The 21120-nt window shown below is 46.5% G+C and carries 22 protein-coding genes; 7 read left to right on the top strand and 15 right to left on the bottom strand.

Annotation, left to right across the window (positions count from 1 at the left end):
* Window positions 1–24 precede the first annotated feature (24 nt).
* Window positions 25–630 carry a poly-gamma-glutamate hydrolase family protein gene (locus ACWJJ4_RS11380; protein WP_146283612.1) on the bottom strand — a complete coding sequence of 202 codons (606 nt, stop codon included), beginning with the start codon at window positions 628–630 and terminating at the stop codon, window positions 25–27.
* Window positions 631–739: 109 nt separating this feature from the next.
* Between ACWJJ4_RS11380 and ACWJJ4_RS11375 the strand changes: the two genes are divergently transcribed.
* Window positions 740–1117, top strand: a complete 378-nt coding sequence (locus ACWJJ4_RS11375) for a PH domain-containing protein (RefSeq protein ID WP_007610770.1) — start codon at window positions 740–742, stop codon at window positions 1115–1117.
* A gap of 38 nt (window positions 1118–1155) precedes the next feature.
* On the opposite strand, the gene ACWJJ4_RS11370 is transcribed toward ACWJJ4_RS11375, so the two are convergent.
* The 3 genes from ACWJJ4_RS11370 to ACWJJ4_RS11360 form a co-directional block, all read right to left on the bottom strand.
* Window positions 1156–2109, bottom strand: coding sequence for an N-acetylmuramoyl-L-alanine amidase (locus ACWJJ4_RS11370; protein ID WP_003154880.1), 954 nt, complete (start codon window positions 2107–2109; stop codon window positions 1156–1158).
* A 140-nt stretch (window positions 2110–2249) separates the two neighbouring features.
* Window positions 2250–2384, bottom strand: coding sequence for a PhrA family phosphatase inhibitor (locus ACWJJ4_RS11365; protein ID WP_003154881.1), 135 nt, complete (start codon window positions 2382–2384; stop codon window positions 2250–2252).
* Window positions 2374–3510, bottom strand: a complete 1137-nt coding sequence (locus ACWJJ4_RS11360) for a Rap family tetratricopeptide repeat protein (protein WP_087920760.1) — start codon at window positions 3508–3510, stop codon at window positions 2374–2376. Before ACWJJ4_RS11360 ends, ACWJJ4_RS11365 begins: the two co-directional genes overlap by 11 nt.
* Before the next feature lie 204 nt (window positions 3511–3714).
* Here ACWJJ4_RS11360 and ACWJJ4_RS11355 point away from each other — a divergent pair, with 204 nt between their 5' ends.
* On the top strand, window positions 3715–4182 hold the full coding sequence (locus tag ACWJJ4_RS11355; protein WP_017417598.1) for a DinB family protein: 468 nt from the start codon (window positions 3715–3717) through the stop codon (window positions 4180–4182).
* Window positions 4183–4330: 148 nt separating this feature from the next.
* Window positions 4331–5095, top strand: coding sequence for a sulfite exporter TauE/SafE family protein (locus ACWJJ4_RS11350; protein WP_015388360.1), 765 nt, complete (start codon window positions 4331–4333; stop codon window positions 5093–5095).
* 33 nt (window positions 5096–5128) lie between these two features.
* Here the strand turns inward: ACWJJ4_RS11350 and ACWJJ4_RS11345 are convergent, their stop codons facing one another.
* The 8 genes from ACWJJ4_RS11345 to ACWJJ4_RS11310 all read right to left on the bottom strand — a co-directional run bounded on the left by ACWJJ4_RS11345 (window position 5129) and on the right by ACWJJ4_RS11310 (window position 14730).
* The gene (locus tag ACWJJ4_RS11345) at window positions 5129–6622 is read right to left on the bottom strand and encodes a UxaA family hydrolase (RefSeq protein WP_146283613.1); all 1494 of its coding nucleotides are present in this window, start codon (window positions 6620–6622) and stop codon (window positions 5129–5131) included.
* Window positions 6619–8064: a tagaturonate reductase gene (locus ACWJJ4_RS11340; RefSeq protein WP_454021660.1), complete on the bottom strand. Its 1446-nt coding sequence runs from the start codon at window positions 8062–8064 to the stop codon at window positions 6619–6621. Before ACWJJ4_RS11340 ends, ACWJJ4_RS11345 begins: the two co-directional genes overlap by 4 nt.
* A 75-nt stretch (window positions 8065–8139) precedes the next feature.
* Complete coding sequence (locus tag ACWJJ4_RS11335) at window positions 8140–9138, bottom strand: LacI family DNA-binding transcriptional regulator (protein WP_003154904.1); 999 nt, start codon at window positions 9136–9138, stop codon at window positions 8140–8142.
* Between the two features lie 70 nt (window positions 9139–9208).
* Entirely contained in the window at window positions 9209–10600 is a 1392-nt protein-coding gene (locus ACWJJ4_RS11330; RefSeq protein ID WP_049589350.1) for an MFS transporter, read from the bottom strand.
* A gap of 24 nt (window positions 10601–10624) precedes the next feature.
* Window positions 10625–12022, bottom strand: a complete 1398-nt coding sequence (uxaC, locus tag ACWJJ4_RS11325; RefSeq protein WP_095318164.1) for a glucuronate isomerase — start codon at window positions 12020–12022, stop codon at window positions 10625–10627.
* 188 nt (window positions 12023–12210) lie between these two features.
* Window positions 12211–13389, bottom strand: coding sequence for an NAD(P)/FAD-dependent oxidoreductase (locus ACWJJ4_RS11320; protein ID WP_003154907.1), 1179 nt, complete (start codon window positions 13387–13389; stop codon window positions 12211–12213).
* A gap of 39 nt (window positions 13390–13428) precedes the next feature.
* Window positions 13429–13845, bottom strand: a complete 417-nt coding sequence (locus tag ACWJJ4_RS11315; RefSeq protein WP_003154908.1) for a DUF1641 domain-containing protein — start codon at window positions 13843–13845, stop codon at window positions 13429–13431.
* 387 nt (window positions 13846–14232) lie between these two features.
* Window positions 14233–14730 carry a cupin domain-containing protein gene (locus ACWJJ4_RS11310; protein ID WP_024085183.1) on the bottom strand — a complete coding sequence of 166 codons (498 nt, stop codon included), beginning with the start codon at window positions 14728–14730 and terminating at the stop codon, window positions 14233–14235.
* A 129-nt stretch (window positions 14731–14859) separates the two neighbouring features.
* Here ACWJJ4_RS11310 and ACWJJ4_RS11305 point away from each other — a divergent pair, with 129 nt between their 5' ends.
* The 3 genes from ACWJJ4_RS11305 to ACWJJ4_RS11295 are packed head-to-tail and all read left to right on the top strand — an operon-like array spanning window position 14860 to window position 17369.
* On the top strand, window positions 14860–15843 hold the full coding sequence (locus tag ACWJJ4_RS11305) for a DMT family transporter (protein WP_232213426.1): 984 nt from the start codon (window positions 14860–14862) through the stop codon (window positions 15841–15843).
* Between the two features lie 25 nt (window positions 15844–15868).
* Window positions 15869–16606 (top strand): ABC transporter ATP-binding protein, encoded by a 738-nt coding sequence (locus tag ACWJJ4_RS11300; protein ID WP_077722089.1) that lies wholly within the window; start codon window positions 15869–15871, stop codon window positions 16604–16606.
* Window position 16607: 1 nt separating this feature from the next.
* A complete protein-coding gene (locus ACWJJ4_RS11295) occupies window positions 16608–17369 on the top strand; it encodes an ABC transporter permease (RefSeq protein WP_003154915.1) in 762 nt (253 codons plus the stop codon).
* 24 nt (window positions 17370–17393) lie between these two features.
* Here ACWJJ4_RS11295 and ACWJJ4_RS11290 read toward each other — a convergent pair whose 3' ends face one another.
* Window positions 17394–18212 carry a uroporphyrinogen-III synthase gene (locus ACWJJ4_RS11290; RefSeq protein ID WP_077722088.1) on the bottom strand — a complete coding sequence of 273 codons (819 nt, stop codon included), beginning with the start codon at window positions 18210–18212 and terminating at the stop codon, window positions 17394–17396.
* Window positions 18213–18387: 175 nt separating this feature from the next.
* Between ACWJJ4_RS11290 and ACWJJ4_RS11285 the strand changes: the two genes are divergently transcribed.
* On the top strand, window positions 18388–18573 hold the full coding sequence (locus ACWJJ4_RS11285; RefSeq protein ID WP_003154919.1) for a hypothetical protein: 186 nt from the start codon (window positions 18388–18390) through the stop codon (window positions 18571–18573).
* A 38-nt stretch (window positions 18574–18611) separates the two neighbouring features.
* On the opposite strand, the gene ACWJJ4_RS11280 is transcribed toward ACWJJ4_RS11285, so the two are convergent.
* On the bottom strand, window positions 18612–19796 hold the full coding sequence (locus ACWJJ4_RS11280; protein ID WP_077722087.1) for a macrolide family glycosyltransferase: 1185 nt from the start codon (window positions 19794–19796) through the stop codon (window positions 18612–18614).
* Window positions 19793–21013 carry a cytochrome P450 gene (locus ACWJJ4_RS11275; protein ID WP_063636825.1) on the bottom strand — a complete coding sequence of 407 codons (1221 nt, stop codon included), beginning with the start codon at window positions 21011–21013 and terminating at the stop codon, window positions 19793–19795. Before ACWJJ4_RS11275 ends, ACWJJ4_RS11280 begins: the two co-directional genes overlap by 4 nt.
* Window positions 21014–21120: the final 107 nt, after the last annotated feature.

Below are 21120 nucleotides of genomic sequence, written 5' to 3'. Positions count from 1 at the left end.
GTGAATGTAAGAACGGGCCCCTGTTCATTTATCATAAAAACCGGCCTTCACGGTTTCTACATACCGAAAAAACAGATCGGTTGGCGTATATTTTTCTCCCCGGCAGCCAAAATTGCTGAACAGCGCGTGTCTCTGCGCCGTGCTCACTTCCAATTGCAGTCCCATTTTCCTTTTTGTCCGATTGACAATGTTGCCGGGATTTACACCTGCCAGCCGATCATTCTTCTCTGTCAGCTCGGCATCAAACCCCGCTTCACGCAACAGATCACAAATCAGTCTTGCTTTTGCCAGATCCGCGCCCCCGACGAGTGTATTTGCCTTTTTCAGATCATGATACCCGTGAAAAGCCAATGCGTAATGATGGGCGGTCACTTTTTCTAAAGCCAGAGGCTCGTCAAAGCGTGTGCTTGTCAAGTGGAGAGAACGGTTATCGCACCGCTTCGTCCCTTCAAATAAATAAATTGAGCTTTGGTCAGAAAATGCCTGCACCAGCTCACTGACACCCGGCTCAATCCTGCCGCCGTGGGGTGCGAGGACGATACATTTACTTCCCTCTTTTTCTTCATAAATAATTCTGTATTCCGATTCAGCAGCGGAAAGAGCTGCGAAGCTGTCATATCTATCTTTCATGTGTAACATGCTCTCCTTTTCCAGTCAGCACCAGTTTACTCTACTCATCTGGGAATGGAAACCTTTTTATAGTATGATTTGATAGAATACGTATCAGGGGGGAGATATTATGGGGTTCATCAACGGATTGCTGGGCAATGCGTCGACAATATCGACGGCTGAAGCAAAAGCAGAACTGGCCCGTATTTTGCTGGAAGGTGAGAATGTCAACGCCGCATTTAAGCTTGTCCGAGATATCATTGTCTTTACGGATAAGCGTCTTATTCTTGTTGATAAACAGGGACTCACGGGGAAGAAAACGGAGATTCAATCCATTCCGTACAAGAGCATTTCCAGATTCAGCGTAGAAACCGCCGGCCGCTTCGACCTTGATTCAGAGCTGAAAATTTGGATTTCAGGCGCGGAACTTCCCGCTGTCTCAAAGCAGTTTAAAAAAGATGAAAGCATTTATGATATTCAAAAGGCCCTTGCCGCAGTTTGTATGTAAGAATAAAACGGAAGCCCGGGGAGCTTCCGTTTTATTGATTACAGTTTTTCTTCAATTTTCGCCTTCGTTTTCGGGCCGTAAATTCCGTCTGCCGTTAATCCGCTGACGGATTGAAAACGTTTTACGGCATTTGCCGTTTTCGGGCCGTAAACGCCGTCCGCCCCATGATTTTTTGCTCCTTTATCGGGATAAAAATAAAGAGCGGATAAAGCGTTTTGCACTTGTTTTACGTTTGTCCCTTTCGTCAGCGGTTTCGTCACTTTGATCACACCGGATGGAAGCGGATAGGAAGACACAGCCTGACTTTTTGAAGAAGAACCCGTCTGAGCGAGCTTGATCACTTGTCCGACTGTAATGTGATTCGGATCGGTGATATGGTTGATGCTTTGCAGCGATTTTACGCTGACACCGTGCGATGCGGCGATTTCCGATAAGGTGTCGCCTTTTTTCACATGGTATTCAGACGCAGAAGAAGAAATAGAGGCTTTTTTCGCCGGCATACTTCCGCTTAATTTCTTTTCAATCTTCGCCTTCACTTCATCCCAGCGGCCTTCAGACAAAATGCGGTGCGGGCAGTACTTTCCGTTCCAGTCCTGATGCTTTCTGATTCTGTCAATCCCCCAGCCCCGTTCTTTCAAAAGCTGCGCCGCAAACGCAATCGCCAGTTCTTCTGCGGCTCTGTACCGTTCGCCGCCTGACTTGCTGTAACAGATTTCTATAGCAATCGACTTTCGGTTTCCGGTACCGTTCGTGCCGTCTCCCGAATGCCAGGCATTCCGGTCCAACGGAATTCCCTGGATCACTTCTTTGTCATCAACCGCAAAATGATAGCTCGTTGATTCGCTGTTTCCCGTCATATAGCTGATTTCATTAGCGGCGGATGCGTCGTTTGCCGTGTTATGAATGGTAATATACTCCGGCGTCATCGGATTCGGACATTTTAACGCATATTTATCAGCCGATACGAGCCGTTTTTTCACTTCAATCCCCACTCTTCATCTCTCCTTATGCCTTTTTCATCAATAGGTGGCATTCGTAGGACAGATAACTGAGTATATAGACCCTGCATTCGGATAAAAATGGAATGGATACGCATGCAAAAAATAAGACCCTTCCAAAGAAGGGTCTTATGTTATGTTTGGTTGCGCGCGGCAATATGGAATGTGCCGTCCGCTTGGTTTTCCAAATGGCTTTCATGGCCGATCACCTGTGTAAAGCTGAACCCGACAGCAACAAGCAGCAATCCTGACAACAGTTTAGATTTCATATAGACAATCTCCTCTCTGGATTTGTTTTTGGGCGTGCACCATTTTTTCATAAAACGTGAGCGCTTTTTCAGGCTGTCCGTGTTTCATGTAAAATTTGGCAGCGTCATGCGCCAATTCTTCCACATACGGATACAGCATGTGTTCTTCCAGAAAATCAAACGTGTGCCTGACGGATGCGTTATCCATTTCCTTGCCGTATAACGCATGCAAAAATTGGAACAGATTGACAAACAATTCATCATTGTATTCGCGGGCGATACTGAGCCCGAGGCGATATTGCTTCTCTGCTTCGGCTGTAGTGTTCTGTTTATAAAGAACCTGTGTTAATGAGTAAATAGAATGCGGAAGATTATCGAACTTTTCTGACCTGCAAATGGAAACGGATGTCTCAAAATATTCGGCTGCTTTAGAGAGGTCTCCCATTTTTTCGTAACAGTTTCCGAGATTATATAAGGCTGAACTGATAAGACGGGGATTGCCTTCTTGTTTTGCAAGATCTAAAGCAAGTTCTAAGTGGGGCAATGCTCTTTCTGGATACTGCATGTCATCATAATTCCCTGCAATAACGAATTCACATTGGATTCTGCGGACGTTGTACGTCTCATACGATTGGTACGTTTCAAGGGCTTGAACGGCATAACTCATGGAGACGTAGGTTTGTTTCAGGTTGTAAAAAATCTCGGCCATTTTAAAAGCAAACTCAGCTTTCTCGATGTCATCAGAAACGAGTGCAAGGTTTTTTTCAGCCCGTTTGTAATACATCATGGCGTTTAGGAACATTTTCTGTTTAAATTCGTACATTCCTCGAAAAAAATTAAAGTAGTAATCAAGCAGTCCTGTCAGTTTATACTGGTTGCCTTCAATGTCTTCCAATAATTCTGAAAACTCAGGCTGAGAAGGGTCCTCCTTTAAGGGCTTGATGTAATCCAGCATGACGCGGTGTCTGAATTCCATTAATGAATAATACAGCAGCAGATCCTGATCTTCTTCCATATCCTCAATCTCTCTCTCTACTTCACGTTTGACGCGCTCCGCCTCAAGGACGTGAAACTGCCGGATATGGGTATACCATTCATTAATTTTGAGCCCGACAAAAGAGGACGGAATAGTCTGCTTCATCCTCAATAAATCCCCCCTTTTGGAATGACCGAGATATGTCATATTTTATCATATTTGCTAGAAAAAGAAGAACGCAAAAAGACCGCAATTGTCGAATTTCGGATATCCGCAACGATTTATCTCCATCACAGGCTTATTGCTTGTTTCTTCCGTGCCGTTGATATAGCATATCCTTGCAGCTTTTATTCTGTATTAAATGGGGGTTTTCACATGACAGCACAAAATCAATTGGTCAGCCACTTTCTGTCACATCGAAACGTGACGATTGAGCTGGCGGAAAAAATCAGCCGCGAGCATTACGACTACAAGCCGGCAGAGACATCAATGTCCGCTCAGGAACTTGTAAAACACATCGTTTATTCTTTTCTTATGTTTGCAAACGTCATTAACGACGGAAACGGATCAGCTATCCAGAACAAACCGAAAGAAGAAGCGGAAACAGACCTCGTCAAACTGGCTGAAGCATGTACTGAAAAAACGACAAACATCCTGTCACAGCTGACTGAAGAGCAGCTGAACCGCGAAATTGACCTGACTGCCTCTTTCGGCAGAAAAATAACCGGCGCGGCTCTCCTTCAGCTTGCCATGGAGCATGAAATTCATCATAAAGGCAATCTTTTCGTGTATGTCAGAGAAATGGGCCACACGGAACTTCCGTTTTATCAGCAAAAATCATAATCCGGCCATCATCCGCCGATCTGCGAAATAACAGCAGGCTGGCGGATTTTTTCGTTCTGTATAAAATTTTCCGAAAATTTAATTGATTACCGCCTCTTAATCATATATAATCTGATAAAAATAGTAGGATTATTCAGGAGGCACACAGATGACTGTAAGCATTGTGTTTATGGGTTTCTTTGTCGGAACGCTGGTCGGATTGACGGGTGTGGGAGGAGCGGCGCTTTTGACTCCTTTACTGATCGTTTTGGGGATCAACCCCTCAATCGCCGTCGGCACTGACCTTTTATATAATTCCATCACCAAACTGTTCGGTGTCGTTTCTCATTGGAAGCAGCGCACCGTTCAATTTAAACTTGTCGGCTACTTGGCGCTCGGGAGCATTCCCAGCGCAACAGCCGCCATCGGTATTCTTCACTTGTTTCCCGCTTTTCACCAGCATCAGGAGCAGATTATCAAACAGGCGCTCGGCTACGTGCTGACCCTTGTCGCTATTTCCATTATCGCCCGCCTTTTTTTCGATAAAAAACTGCGGCCGAACCGCTGGCAGCAAAAAACACTTGAAGAAAAGCGGACACTCATGATACTGATCGGCGTCATTTTCGGCTTCATCGTCGGCCTGACATCTATTGGGTCCGGCTCATTATTTGCGATCGCCATGTTATACCTGTTCAGAATGAAAACGGCAGAAGTGGTGGGAACGGATATCGCACATGCCTTTCTGCTCGTAACTGTTGCCGGTCTGTTAAACGCAAGCTTCGGAAGCGTCGATTACCTGCTTGTATTGAATCTGTTGATCGGCTCTGTGCCGGGTGTGCTTCTCGGCAGCTTCTTTTCGCCGAAATTCTCACCGCGCCCGCTGCAGTTTGTGATGGCGGCGATTATTTTAATCAGCGGGATAAAATTAATCTAAAAAAGGCGGTCTGTTGTCAGATCGCCTTTTCTCTTATAACGTCACACCGGACTTAAAGATTGCAAGCTCCCGAAAATCGTTTTTTTCGTTATTGACGAATTGTCCGCTTGCAACGTTAATAATGTATTGAATAAAATCTCTTACAATGTGATCTTCTGTTGTTTCGTCTTCCGCCAATCTCCCCGCGTTGTAATCAATCCAATGCGGTTTTGATTGAAATAAATCGGTATTTGTTGATACTTTCACAGTCGGGACAAATGTGCCAAACGGCGTGCCTCTTCCGGTTGTAAACAACACGATGTGACAGCCAGCCGCGGCGAGCGCTGAAGAAGCGATTAAATCATTGCCGGGCGCACTGAGCAGTGTCAATCCCTTTGTTTTCAGTGTTTCACCGTATGTCAGCACATCAGAAACCGGTGCAAGACCGGCTTTTTGGGTGCAGCCGAGCGACTTGTCTTCGAGCGTTGAAATGCCGCCTTCCTTATTCCCTGGTGACGGGTTTTCATAAATCGGCTGCTCGTGCTTCATAAAATATTGCTTGAAATCATTGATCAATCGGACTGTTTTATGAAACACTTCTTCACTCGCCGCACGCTGCATGAGAATCGTCTCAGCGCCGAACATCTCAGGCACCTCCGTTAAGACCGTGCTCCCTCCCTGTGCAATCAAGTAATCTGAAAATCTCCCTAATAAAGGGTTTGCGGTGATGCCGGAAAAACCGTCCGACCCGCCGCATTTCAATCCGATGCTCAATTCTGACAGCGGAATCTCCTCACGTTTATCTCCCTTTGCCGCAAGGTGTATCTCTTTAAGAAGCGCTGTCCCCGCTTCAATTTCATCTGTGACAGCCTGTGATTCGAGAAATTTCACCCGATCTCCGTTCACTTCAGAAAGCGTTTCCTTAATTGCCGCCAGCTCATTATTTTCACAGCCCAGCCCTAAAACCAGCACACCGCCCGCATTTGGATGGCGAATGGCGTTAATCAGCATTTGTTTCGTATTCTCATGATCATCGCCAAGCTGGGAGCAGCCGTATTGGTGCTTTAAAACCAACACATTGTCAAAGGGGGCAATGTCTTTCGCCTCTTTTACGAAGCGCTGCAGGATTTTCTCAGCGACGCCGTTTACGCAGCCGACTGTAGGCACGATCCACAGTTCATTCCGGACGCCGGATGTACCGTTTTCTCTTTTGTAGCCTTTAAATGTCCGGTTCTCATTTGTAAAAGGATTGTCCTCGAAGCGCGGTGAATACGTGTATTCTTGCACATCGGATAAATTCGTTTGCAGATTATGGGTATGAATATGCTCGCCGGCCGAAATCCGCCTTGTCGCACACCCGATCGAAAAACCGTATTTAATGATGCTGCCGTTTTCTTCAATGGTTTGCAGCGCGATTTTATGCCCCCGCTTTACAAGGTCCTTCACTTCAATCGTCAGTCCGTCTGTATGCAGCCGCTCCCCTTTGTTAAAATGGCGCATAGCGAGAAGCACGTTATCGTTTTTATGGATTTTTATGACCTCTTTCATTTCACTTCCCCCTTATTGCCGCAGCATTCATGTAACGCATGCTTCATCCCCCGCTTATGAATGACAGAGAGAAAAAAAGCCGTTCGTTCAGTCAGCCCCGGAAGATGGTTCAGATTCTTTCCCCACAATCGCTCTTCTCCTAATATAGAAAATGCCGCTTGAAACATATCATCTTTGCAACGGGACCGCGCCATTTGAAAACGGTTCAGAACCTCCTCGCCGTCTGCCGGTTTGTTCGGCCCGTTCCAGTATGAATAGATCATGGCGCTGAATGAAAACACCAGTCTCTCAGGAAGCCGGCCCTCCTGTTCGATATAAGCATTCAGCGTCGGCAGGTTTCTTGTTTTGAATTTCGCGGCGGCGTTAAGGGTGATGCTTTGCAGATAATGTTGGATATAAGGGTTTTTAAACCGCTGTAACACATCTGCCGCATACTGGGTGACACCCTCCATTTGCAGCACGGGAAGGATTTCTTCATTGATCAGTTCTTCGATGAATCTGCCCGTCACCTCGTGCTCAGCCGCTTCCCGGACGGTTTGGAGTCCGTATAATAAAGCCACTGGCGCCAATGCCGTATGAGCGCCGTTTAAGATTCTCACCTTTTTTGTCCTGTAAGGCGTAAGATCAGACGTGATCAGTGCGTTCAGCCCGGCATCAGCAAAAGGAAGCTCATTCTGTAGCTGTTCCGGCCCTTCTATCACCCACAAATAATAATGCTCTCCGACCACAAGCAGACGGTCTTCGTATCCGAGAAAATCGGTAAGTTCTTCCGCGGTATCAACAGGAAATCCCGGAACAATCCGATCCACGAGGGTATTGCAGAAGATGTTCGCATCATGAATCCATTGAGTAAAATCAGGCTCCAGCTTCCACAGCCCGGCATATTGAAGCACGGCAGCCTTCAGTTTCCGTCCGTTTTCTTCGACCAGTTCACATGGAAGCACAATGCACCCTTTCTCGGCGTCACCCGCAAATGCCTTATAGCGGAAATAAAGGAACGCCGCTAATTTCCCGGGGAATGTTTTTTGAGGCCTATCCTCAAGCCGGTCGCCTTTCTCAAACGTAATTCCCGCTTCTGTCGTATTGGAGATGATAAAACGAAGATCCTCTTGTGCTGCCAGCCGTTTAAAGGAATCATAGTCAGAAAAAAGATCAATGCCGCGGCTGATGGATTTGACAATCGTGTGTTCTTCAGCCGGTTTTCCGTCCTTTATCCCCTGCAAAAAAAGCGTAAACAAACCGTCCTGTTCGTTTAAACGTTTTATTTTCTCAGAGCCTCTCGGCTGTACGGCGACAACGCTTCCGTTAAAATCCGTCAATTGATTCAATTGATCGATCTGCCAATCTGCAAAGGCCCGCAAAAAGTTGCCTTCGCCGAACTGAAGGACTTTTTCAGGATATTGAATGTATTCACCGCACATCTTTTTATTCAGCTGCCGCAAGCTGTCCGCCTCCTTCTGCATTTATGCACACGTTAACATTTTTCCGTACGAAAACCCGGATAGTCAGACGGGCCGTTATGTGAGTTTTTTAATTGAATCTCTTATCATCACCTCGGTGTTTTCGTATATTTTTTCCGCCGCCGTATCCGGGTCGGTGATAAGCGCCAAAATTTTCTCTGCGCCGAGTATGCTGATTTTTTCAACCGGGCGTTTTACTGTCGAAAGCCTCGGCGTCATGTATTGGGAAATGCCGATGTCATCAAACCCGATAACGGATATATCTTCCGGAACGTTCAGGCCTTTGGCGAAAATGGTATTCATCGCCCCGATCGCCATATCATCGTTTGAACAAAAAACAGCCGTAGGCGGTGATTGAAGCGCCAAAAGTTTTTCCATCGCCTGACTGCCGCTTTCCATATCATAGCGGCCTTTTACACTGTATTCATGCTTAATCGGGATAGAATGATCAATTAAAGATGTCAAATAGCCTTCTTTCCGCTGAGAAGCTGACCTGAATCCTTCCTTTCCCTCAATGATCGCGATATCTCTGTGTCCGTTTGCGATCAGGCAGTCGACCGCCTGTCTGGAGCCTTCTTTATCGTTTGACAGGATATTCGTGATGCTCCGGTCATCAATGTCCCGGTTCAGCACGACGAGCGGGATGTTTTTCTCGCGGATATGATAAATAAATGAATTATCACTGTCGCTTTGGCTCATTAAAATGATTCCGTCATATCTCATGGGCGTAATGGTTTCAAAGCTTTTCAGATCGTCAATCGCGCGGACGAACAAATTGTATTCCTCACTGATTGTGCGGTTTACACCTTTGATGGTATCGGAAAAAAAGCTGTGTGAGGTTCCGTTTGTGATGCTTGTAAAAAACAGTCCGATCGTATGGGACTTTTGCATGGCAAGGCTTTTTGCATTTACATTCGGTGTGTAATTCAGCTGTGAAGCGAGCTCTAATATTTTCTGTTTTGTATGCTCTTTAATGTAGGGGCTGCCGTTAAGTGCCCGGGATACGGTTGTGTGGGATACGTTGGCGAGTTTTGCGATATCTTTTATGGTTACCATCGTTTTTCCTTTCTTTCTGTATGCTGTCATTTATTTCTATTGTATCATTAACGGACAGTCCATAAAATCACTAAAGTTGAGGTTTTGCATGATGTAAGTCCTGAACGAGCTCAGCATGCTGCCGGTCCGTCAGTTTATACATTAAACCGATAATCAGCATGGCGCACGCTAAAGCGAAAGCCGGGTACAGCAGCAGAAGCCCTTTAATCCCGATTAACGTGCCTTTTGTCTGAGACGCATTCGGGATATAGCCGATAACGCTCAGCCCGATGCCTGAAAGAAAACCTGATAAAGATTGGGCGAGTTTTCTGGAGAAGTTGAAAAGCGAATATGTCGTCGCCTCCTTCCGTTCACCCGTCTTCCACTCTCCGTAATCAATAATGTCCGACACAAGCGCCCACGTAATGCCGTTTGGTATACTGATCCCGATAAAAGCAATGCTCGCTAACGCCGTAAAGATATATACATTTGACGGGAGACAGAAATTCAGCGCATCAGCCGCGGCGCTGACGGCAAAACCGATCATCACCGTTTGCTTTTTTCCGAAGCGTTTGACGAGTTTCGGCATAAACAACACACCTAAAAATGAAGAGCCGATGATGATAAAACTCATGTAGGACATCAGCTCCGCATTGTTGAGATTGTATTGGGCGAAGTAAACAAGCATAGCGGATTTAATGTTGTATGCCGATATTGAGAAAATCGTCATGAAAACGACAGTCAGAAGCGGTTTGTTGCCGATAAAGCATTTGAAAACCGACATGACGGACAGCTTTTCTTTCGGCGCTTCACGGACGATAATTCTTTCTTTGCAGTTTCGGTAGCAGATCATAAATCCCGCGATTCCGATTACGGCCATCATTCCCATGACTGCCGGGTAGCCGATGTGAACGTTATCAAAATGAACGAGAATCGGGATGACGATGACACTTGTAATGAGTAGCGCGCCGAGAGAGCCGATCTGGCGGAATGCGGAAAGCGCCGTTCTGTCCTCCGCATCCTGTGTAATGGCTGCGCCGAGGGAGCCGTACGGAATATTGACAAAAGAATAAGCGACCCCCCACAGCATGTAAGAAGCATAGGCGTACACAAGTTTCCAGGTGACGCTCACGTCCGGTGACACAAAAATCAATACGGTCATGACCGCAAGAATAATACTTCCGAATAATAAGTACGGCCTGAATTTCCCCCGGGGTCCGATCTTTTTTCTGTAGTCAATGGCCGAGCCGACAATCGGATCAGTCAAAGCCGCAAACAGCTTGCTGACCAAAAAAATACTGCCGGCGAACGCTGCCGGAATGCCTGCGACATCTGTGAAAAACTTCAGCAAATAGATCTGCCCGAGATCAAACATAAATCCGTTCCCAAAATCTCCGAAACCATAGGATACTTTTTCTTTCAGACTCAGCTTATGCTCCTTCACTTTTGCGGCAGGTGCTGTCACGACAGGCACATTACTCATAGGCCACCTCTTTCATTCCATTTTTTAAAAGCGGAAATATTCCTCAGCATTCCGGTAACAAATTCCCTCGACAATCCTCCCTAAAAGCTCCATATCACAGGGCGCTTCGCCTTGTTCCGCCCAGCCGCCGATCAGCGTGCAGACAAGCCGCCTGAAGTATTCATGGCGGGGATAGGACAGGAAACTTCTTGAATCCGTCAGCATCCCGATAAAACGGCTGAACAGACCTGCGTTTGATAACGCTTTCATTTGTTGGAGCATTCCATCTTTCGTGTCATTAAACCACCAGGCTGTGCCGAATTGAATTTTCCCCGGTGTTTTCCCATCCTGAAAGCTGTTGATCATGCTGGCGATAATATAGTTGTCATTCGGATTCAGAGAATACAAAATCGTTTTAGGCAATTGCCGCTTTTTTTCGGCGGAATCTAACAGCCGGGCAAGCGGTTTTGCGATACATTCATCATTAATCGAGTCATATCCCGTATCAGGACCGAGGCTGCTGAACTTATTTGTATTGGTATTTCTTAACGCGTTAATATGGAACTGCATCGCCCAGTCCAGTTCGGCGTAAAGACCGCAAAGATATTGCAGCGTCCGTGTTTTGAATTTCTTTTCATCTTCAAAAGACACATGCTCTCCGCTTAATCCGGCGGCAAAAATCCGGGCCGCTTCCTCTTCGGTCGTCTCGGCATAAACCATTTGATCTAATGCGTGATCCGACACTCTTCCCCCGGCACTGTGAAAGAAGCGGACGCGGGATTCCAACGCATCCAAATACGATTGGTAGGTGGTGACAGCCATTCCGGAAGCGCTCTCCAGCGACCGGACCCAATCGGCAAAACCCGGGCTGCTGATGTCCAGTCCTTTGTCAGGCCGAAATCCGGGCAGCACTTGAACCGGAAAATCACTTTCTTTTAACAGTTCATGGTATGTCAGCGCATCGGCAGGATCATCGGTTGTGCAAATGACTTTGACATTTGATTTCAGTATGAGATCCCTTGCGCCAAACCCGTCTCCCTGCAGGAGCTCATTCGTTTTTTTCCAAATTGCCGCGGCCGTTTTTTCATTCAATACGTCATAAATGCCGAACCAGCGCTGCAGCTCTAAATGCGTCCAGCTGTACAGCGGATTGCCTATCGCCATCGGCACCGTTTTTGCCCAGGCGAAAAACTTCTCTTCATCTGAAGCGTTTCCGGTAATGCAGCGCTCTTCAATGCCGTTGGCCCTCATGATCCGCCACTTGTAGTGGTCACCGTAAAGCCATGCCTCCGTAATGGTTGCGAAGGTTTTATTTTCATAGATTTCCTTTGGGCTTAAGTGACAGTGATAATCAATGATCGGCATGTTTTCAGCGTATTCCCGGTACAGCTTTACGGCCGTTTTACTATCCAGTAAAAAGTCATCACCCATAAAAGCTTTCACACTCTCATCCTCCCTCTTAAAAAATGTTAACGTTAACAAAATGGTTCTTTTTTATTTTAGCTTCCTCTTTCTCACATATCAATCATTTTTATTTTATTTTTCAGAAAATTGTATTCATTAACATTTTTATGCAAAAAAAAGACATTGCCGAGAAAAGTCCGGCAATGTCTTCTGTATGATCTTAAGGATTAGTAAGCGAGGCTGAATAATCCTTTGATATGTGTTAAATAACGTACGTTACTTGCTTCTTTCATTAAAGATGCCGGAAGGCCTTTCAGCGGAGTAGAGTTCGCTCCGATGATGGCAACCGCGTCTTTACGTCCAAGGCTTGCAAGCGTACCAGAGTTTACAGGCTTGAATGTTTCAAGCGTTTTTCCTTCTAAGTAAGCGAACAGGTTGTAACCGACAAGTTCACCCATCTGCCAAGCGATTTGCGCTGTCGGCGGGTACGGACGGCCGTCCGGCGCAAAGTATACAGCGCTGTCTCCGACAACGAATACATCTTCGTGAGAAGTAGATTGTAAGAAATCGTTAACCGTCGCACGGCCGCGGTTCACTTCAAGGCCGGATTCGCCGACTAACGGGTTGCCTTGTACGCCGCCTGTCCATACAAATGTGTTGGCAACGACTTTTGAACCGTCTTTCAGATCAATAACGTTTCCTTCAACATTTGTAACAGGAAGACCTGTTAAGAACTCAACGCCGCGTTTTTCAAGGCTTTTTGTCGCGCGTTCGATAAGGTCATCAGGAAGAACAGGAAGAATTTTCGGACCTGCTTCTACTAATTTCAGTTTGATTTCTTTCGGATCTACGCCGTATTTTTTCGTAAGGTTCGGCATGATGTCAGCAAGCTCACCGACAAGCTCGACGCCTGTTAAGCCGCCGCCGCCGATAAGGATTGTTGCATCAGCTTCGTTTTTCGTTTTAGAGTATTCACGCACACGGTCTTCCACGTGTTTGTATACTTTGTTGGCATCAGCAGCAGATTTCAGCACCATGCTGTTTTCTTCAAGTCCAGGAATGCCGAAATAAGCCGTAACAGAACCAAGTCCGACAACAAGCGCGTCATAAGTCAGCTTAGAACCGTCAGAAAGGGCAACTTCTTTCTTATCAACTGAGAAAGAATTGACTTCTGCGATTTTAATGTCGACGTCTTTTCCTTTCAGAAGTTTTTCAAGCGGCATAGCAACAGCCTGTTCAGACACGTTGCCGGCTGCAAGGCGGTGCAGTTCCGTAATGATTTGGTGAGTCGGGTATTTGTTCACAACGGTTACGCGTGCTTCATCTTTACTGTAATGTTTGCGAACGGTTAAAGCAGAAAGAACTCCGCCGTAACCAGCGCCTAAAATGACAATATGTTTTGACATCGTATATCCTCCGTCCTTTATATCAATTTGAATCTGAGATTATTTTTGTTTTTCGTTCATGATTTCAAGATAGCTGTTAGCAAAACGGAACAGCTTTTGAGCTTGAGGATCTTTCAGCATGCGCAGCAGGCCGAAAAGTCCGATCGTTTCATTGCTTGCATCCGCGCGGTCTTTTGCTTCGATCGCAGTAGCCGCCACTTCTTTCGCTGTTTCTTTCACCGGCTCAAGAATTTCTGTAAGCGCACCCACTGTATCGCTCTTCAATACTTCGTCTGTCGCTACAGACTGTGCAAAATCATAAGACTTCGTTAAAATATTTACTAACTCAGTCAGTTTTGGAAGCTGATCCACTAAAACAGTCAGTGATTCTTGAACTTCAGGTTTTAGCAGCTGATCAATAAGATCGCGTTGGCCTTGGCTGACAGATGCATTTGTTTGATCGATTGTTTCTGGCATATCCGATTCTCCTTTACTATAAGCAGTATGCTGATTTTTTTTGGAAAGGGTAGCCTTTCCCCCTTCATGCAGAAAAGCATGAAAAAGCAAGATTGTGAATTCATGCACAATCATTTACAAAAATAAATGTTTACTACCCAGTTTTTCACTTTGCCATATCCAGTATTATTTTTATATCAACAAAAACAATTGAATAAGTCAAAATTTCTTTTTCCTCTCTGAAAATAGCAAACATAAAAAACCCCAATTTGATTTACTCTTATATAATAACACTTTTTGAACAAAATTTGAACGTGAATTGTTTCGTTTATGAAATTATTTATATGGCGGGGGTGTAATAACGTTTCTTTTAGGCTATTTTTTTACAGACCGTCCGCTTTTCCCCTGTCATTTTTCCCACAATTTTAAAAGCGGGCCCGTTTTTCCCGTAAAGGGGTCACATTCCGGGAGCGGGACGCGGCTGATTTCTTCTGAAGTTCTATCATTTTTCTCCGTTTTTGTATCGTACTGCCGGCCGCCCGGATAAGCCCCGATCACGGTAAAATCAGAACTGCCCGACAGTTTTTTATGTCCGGTGCCGGCCGGAATGACCGCTGCGTCTCCCGTTTGAAGAACGGCGTCCGCCCCTTGTTCCCCGCCGAACCTCAAAACCGCGGTTCCTTTTACCGCGACAAGAACTTCGTGCGTGGTGCTGTGAAAATGATGATACGGAAATACTCCGCCCGTCCAGCTGTTCGACCAATCGTGCCGGCTGAGGACGGACTCTGCTTTCTGTACCGTTTCTTCATTAAATACCGCTTTATAAATAACAAGCGGAAGATTCGGGTTATTCGGAATGCGGCCGTCATCTTCGAAATAAAGCACTTGAATATCCTCTTTCTGCATTGTGTTCACCTCCGTATATGTCTGTTTCCCATTCATCATTTATTAAAACGCTATTTTCTCATATTCCATTGCGAAGCCTGCCGGTGAATAGTATAGTATAAAAAAATATGTGTCAAAATGAGGGATTTAATGAAAGCCATCGTGATCGGAATATTGGCATCTCTGTTTTTTGCAGTCACATTTATTTTAAACAGGGCGATGGAGCTTTCCGGCGGAAGCTGGATGTGGAGCTCTTCCCTGCGTTTTCTTTTTATGATTCCGTTTTTATTTTTGATCGTTTATGCGAAAGGAAAATGGGCGCCGCTCTGGCATGAAATCCGGAAAAAACCGTTTTTTTGGCTGAAGTGGAGTTTTACCGGGTTCGTGCTTTTTTATGCCCCGATTACGTTTGCGGCGGCATATGGGCCTGGCTGGCTGATCGCCGGCACGTGGCAGATTACAATTGTCGCGGGTGTGCTTCTGTCGCCGTTTTTCTACGAAACAAAAAATTCACCGGCGGGCCCGGTTTCCGTCAGACAAAAGATCCCGCTGATTTCGCTGGTTACTTCCGTCATCATCCTGATCGGAGCCGGGCTGATTCAGCTTCAGCATGCGGGTTCTCTGTCCGGCCGCACGATACTATTCAGCGTGGCGCCGGTCGTCATCGCGGCGTTTGCCTATCCGCTCGGCAACCGCAAAATGCTGGAACAATACGGCGGAAAACTCGATACGTTTCAGCGGGTGCTCGGCATGACGCTCGCAAGCCTTCCGTTTTGGCTTTTGATCGCCGCTTTCGGCTGGCATAGAGACGGGCTTCCCTCAATGGGACAGACATTCCAATCCTTTATCGTCGCACTCAGCTCGGGCGTTATCGCAACAGTATTATTTTTCCGCGCCACCGATATGGTGAGGAATGAGCCGCAGAAGCTCGCTGCTGTTGAAGCGACACAGTCCGGAGAGGTTCTTTTTGCACTGATCGGCGAAATCGTCTTTTTATCCGCAGCGTTTCCGTCACTTCTTTCATTTGCCGGACTGTTCATTATTATTGGGGGAATGGTCATGCATACATTCGCTTCCCGGCAGATAGACCAGAAAACGGCGGAGCAAACGTCAGCCAATCTCACTGGTTCCTGATTTTTTACGAAAGGTGTCATCCCAAATGAAAGAAGAAATTCCGGCAATATCTTTTCTGTCAGCCGGCAAACGCCTTGAACAAAACAATACGTCCTTTGATGTCCTGAGCCGTGTAACCGGACATATTCAAAAAGGTTCTATCACGGCCTTGATAGGGCCTTCCGGCGCGGGAAAAAGCACATTGCTGTCACTTTGCAATCTGATGAATACACCTGATGAAGGGGAAGTGCTTGTATTCGGAAAAGAAATAAGGCGCTGGGATATCAGGGAGCTCAGAAAAACCGCGGGCCTTGCATTTCAATCAGCTCCCGTCACGGAGGGCACGGTGCGGGACAACCTTCTGCTCGCAGAAAAACTCCACGGGGCGCAGCACTATACCCCTGAAGAGCTCGCAGATTTTACAGACCTTCCGCGCGGGCTTCTGGATCGGAATGCAAAAGAATTATCCGGAGGTCAGCGGCAGAAGCTCTCATTAGCGCGAACTCTCGCCGGACTGCCTTCCATCCTGCTGCTGGATGAAATCACCTCGGCGCTCGACCCCTCATCCGTTCTCACCATTGAGAAACTGATTACGAAACTCCATCGGCAAAAACAGCTGACAATCCTGTGGATCACCCATAACCTTGAACAAGCGGAACGATTATCCGATACGGTATGGTTTATGGCTGAGGGACGGCTTTTAGAGACCGCGGAAACGAAAACGTTCTTTAAGGAACCGAAACACGAAAAGGCCCGGGCGCTTTTACAAGGGAGCGGGTGCTGATATGAATGATCTTTCACTGTTACTAACAAGTATATTTGTCATTATCGCTTTATTCCTGTCTAAATCTTTTAAAGCCGGCGTCGAAAAGGATATGATCGTCGCAACCGTCAGGGCCGTCATTCAGCTTCTCATCATCGGCTATGTGCTGTCGCTGATTTTTCGCGGTGATCACCCGATATTTATCATATTAATGGTGCTTCTCATGCTCACGGCCGCTTCGCACAATGTCGCCAAACGGAAAAAAATGCGGATCGGCTCATTTTGGCGCGTTTTTCTGACACTGGCAATCGCGGAAACCGTGACGCAGGGACTTTTACTGACCCTTCACATCATTCCGTTCACTTCAAGATATGTCATTCCGATAAGCGGCATGGTCATCGGAAACTCCATGGTGCTCTCAAGCCTGTTTTTAAGCCGGCTCAGTTCGGAAGCAGACCTGCGGAAAGAAGAAATCCAGCTGATTCTCTCTCTCGGAGGAACGCCTAAGCAGGCCGTCCGGCAGATATTGACGTCCAGTATGAAGCTCAGTATGATCCCGACGCTTGAAAGCCAGAAAACATTGGGTCTCGTTCAGCTTCCCGGCATGATGACGGGGCAGATTTTAGCGGGGGCTGATCCGATACAGGCGGTGCGCTTTCAGCTGCTGATCGTTTTTACAACGATGGCCTCCGCTCTTCTTACATGTATCATACTCAGCGCCTTGACATATCCTTCCCTTTTCACGGAACACTGGCAATTAAAAAAATTCAGCAGGGAAGCGTAAGCTTTTTCCCTGCTGAATGGTGGTTCATGACAAGGTCAGAGATTCATAGTAACGGGATAATTCAATAATCATCGCTCCCATCCGCTCAATGTCCGGAGCAAGGACCCTCTTTACCCCTTCATCCCGGATCGCTTCAGCCGTCACTTTACCGACTGCGGCGGCAAGCACGTGTTTTTCGAATGCCTGCTGCAATTCTTTTGCGGATCCTTTTTCTTTTGCATAATCAAAGAGAGAGCGCACTTGAATGGCTGTCGTAAAACATACGGCATCGACCTCTCCGTTTAACAGCTCTCCCAGCAGTTTATCGACCGTCTCCCTTTCAGGCGGAATATGCTGATACGGCAGAACAGGGAATACCTTCGCTCCGTTTTTCTCAAGGAACTCCGTTAAAACCGGCGCTTTCTCGCCATGAAGCTGTATCATGACTTTTTTATCTTTAAAGTCAAATCGTTCCAAGGAGCGGATCAGCCCTCTTGTTGTACCGTCTTCATCTGAGGCATGCGGCGTGATGCCGAGCTTTTTTAAGGCCGCATATGTTTTATAGCCTCTGCAGCCGATTTTCGCTTCATGAACGGCCGCTAAAAATTCTTCTTTCAGACCGATTTTTTCCGATACCGACAATAACGTTTCCGTACCGATGCCTGTGGTGAATATCACCCAGTCAGCTTTTTGCTCGGCAAATGTTCTTACGTCGGGTTCCATTTGATCCTCCGCCAGGTATACGGTTCCTTGGAGGGAACGGATGACTGCCGTTCCGCCCTGCTTTTCTATTAATTTTGTGATCTCTTCTGTTTTCCGCGAACCGCCGATGGCAATCCGTTTCCCGTTCAATCCTTTTCCCATCGCTGTTTTCTTCTTCCCTTCAGATGCCGGGCGCCCTATGGCAGGCCGTCATTTATTTCTATTATTGTTACGCAATCAGCCGGGAAAATCAAGCTATGCTCCCGTTGAATCCCCCGTGCAGTTGCTGTATCATTAACCGGGCAGAACGATTTGATTCGCGGAGGGACTTTCAATCATGGAAACAAAAAAAGAGTTCGAGACAAAAGGATACGATACTTCGGTCATTTATGAGTTCAATGAATATCCTGATGTTCACAGCGGCCGATGTGACAATTGCGATTACACGCTGTTTAAAAGTTCAGTGAAGGGTGGAAAATTTTTGAGGGAATGCCGGAGATGCGGCATGAAGAAAAATATATAACAAAACAGGCAGCCGTCCGGTGCTGCCTGTTTTCCTAATCAATTTTCGACGGACGCCTTTTCCAAAAATTCTTCAATGGCGCAAACAGCCTGTTTGGGGCCGCCGGTTTCTTTTATTTTCTGCTGCATGCTTTTCACGCGGCTGAGGATGTTTTTATCGCTGTATACGTTCTGAACGTCTTTTTGCAGACGGGCCACAGTGACTTCTTTCGGCGGCAGATGCACGCCAAGCCCCAATTCATCCACACGCTTTGCGGTAACCTCTTGTTCGTGCATTTGCGGAACGACAACGAGCGGAACACCCGCATTCATCGCCTCCATTGTACTGTTCATCCCGCCGTGAGATACGAACAGCTTTGCTTTCTCCAGCACATCAAGCTGCGGAACGTGCTGGCGGATGATAAAGTGATCGGGCACATCCGAAAAACTTTCCGGATCAATTGTTGTGCCGACTGACATAATAACCCGCCAGTCCGAGTCCCGAAACGCGTCAATACACATCCGGTAAAATTCAGGCCAGGCGTTAAACGCCGTTCCCAGTGAGATGAGCATAAGCGGACGGTCATCGGCTGCATCAATTTCCAGACTTCCCGTATTTGTGCGTTCTCCAAGAGACGGACCCGCAAAACAGAATCGTTCATCAAAGGTTTCCTGTTTCGGCTGAAAGGCCCTTGGCATAAAGACGATATTCAATTTTTCAGGCATGAAAAATTCTTCCATTGTCATCCGTTTCACTTGTTCATTTTCAATTTTCTCCTGATATTCTTCTATCGCCTGTTTGGCCGCTTCCATCGTTTCTTCGTCTCTTCCTAATTGAAAATACTCATTCATTGCATAGCTTGGGCAGAACTTTACGGCCGGGATGCCGCCATTATCCGCAAACAATTTTCCGGCAAGCGCTAAAAAATCAAACAGGACGATGTCAGGAAGGTCGTCTTTGTACAGCTCTTCCAGCTGCGGAAGCACTTCAACCGCTTCTTCCAGAAACATTACAAACGCGTCACTTTTATTTACCCGTTCTTTTATCGTCTTCGGGTCCGCCTTTATGCTTGTGCGGTATAAAACGGGAATAGCACCCGTTTTGGCAACGGAAGCTTCAAATTCCTCAGTCGTAGCGAATGTCACTTTATACCCGCGATTGACAAGTTCCTCGGCCACAGGCAGCGTGGGATTGACATGACCGTGAGCGGCCACATTAATAATGGCGATGTGTGTTTTTCTCATCTTTTTTCTTCTCCTTCATTTTCGTTTATCTCCGCTTCTAAAGACTCCAGCCCGTACATGACACTGTTTCGGATCGGCTCAATCCGGACGGGCTCAAGGTGTGAAAAGGTTTTTACAATTCCTTTCAGCGCGGCTTCCGCTTCAAGTCTGGCAAGCGGAGCGCCTAAGCAGAAGTGTACGCCGAATCCGAAGGAAAGGTGCGGATTCGATTGGCGATGAATATCAAATACGCCCGCCTTCTCAAATTTGTTTTCATCACGGTTGGCAGATGCAACGTAGCAGAGAACGATCTCCCCGCTTTTCAAGCGGCGTCCGCGCAGCTCAGTGTCGTGCCGGACCGTCCTTCTGACAAACGGAGCGGGAGCGCGAAAACGCAGCGTTTCTTCCACCGTTTGCGCGATGAGAGAAGGGTCCTGTCTCAGCTCTTCATAAAGGCCGGGCGTCTCTAATATGCTGTAAACCGCATTTGAAATGAGATTAGTCGTTGTTTCATTTCCCGCCACTAAAAGCAGATTGCAAAACGGGATCAGATCTTCTGGCGTGAGCTTCTCTCCCTCTTCTTCCTCTTTTATCAAAATAGAAATAATATCTTGGCCGGGCTGTTTTCGTTTGCTTTCTATTATTCCCGCAAAAAACGCCGCCAGCTCCGCCTCACATTGGTCACGTTCCTGCTGATTTTTCTCCGCCGCTTCAGGACTCGCATCTTTCGGCATGCTGACGAGAATATCCGACCATTTTTTAAACTGATCCATACGTTCGGACGGAACGCCTAATAATTCTGAAATCACCATGACCGGCAAAGGGTAAGAGAGATCTTTAACGATATCAATCCGCCCTTTGTTCTTTGCCTGTTTCAGGAGATGATCGGTAATGTCTTTAATTCTCGGCTCCCATTCCTTCAAGACGCGGGGAGTGAAAGCGCGATTGACGGCAGATCTGATTTGGGTATGTTTCGGCGGGTCCATATTCAGCATGGACTTTGCAATCGAGCTTTTCACATCAGTCATGCGGCTTGAGAACGTCTCTTTATCACTGATGACTTTTTTGACATCATCGTATAAAAACACACTCCAAACCTTCGTTTCTTCATCAAAGTATATAGGGCTTTCCCGTCTCATTTTTTCATACCAAGGAAAAGGGTTGTACACGTCCAGGCCGTTTTTTCCTTTCATCAGGGTTCTTTGGATGGCTTGTCTCGTGCTCCTCAGCTTACTCATGTTACATCACTCCTGATTGTTTCATATTTGAATAGTTGACGTACCTTGAATTTTATCCTAGCACATATTTTCAATTTTTTTCTATTCATAACCTTAACTATTAACAT

Source organism: Bacillus sp. JK62, from assembly GCF_053663455.1.
The sequence above is the reverse complement of the archived record's forward strand: the minus strand, read 5'-3'. Positions and strand labels throughout refer to the sequence as shown.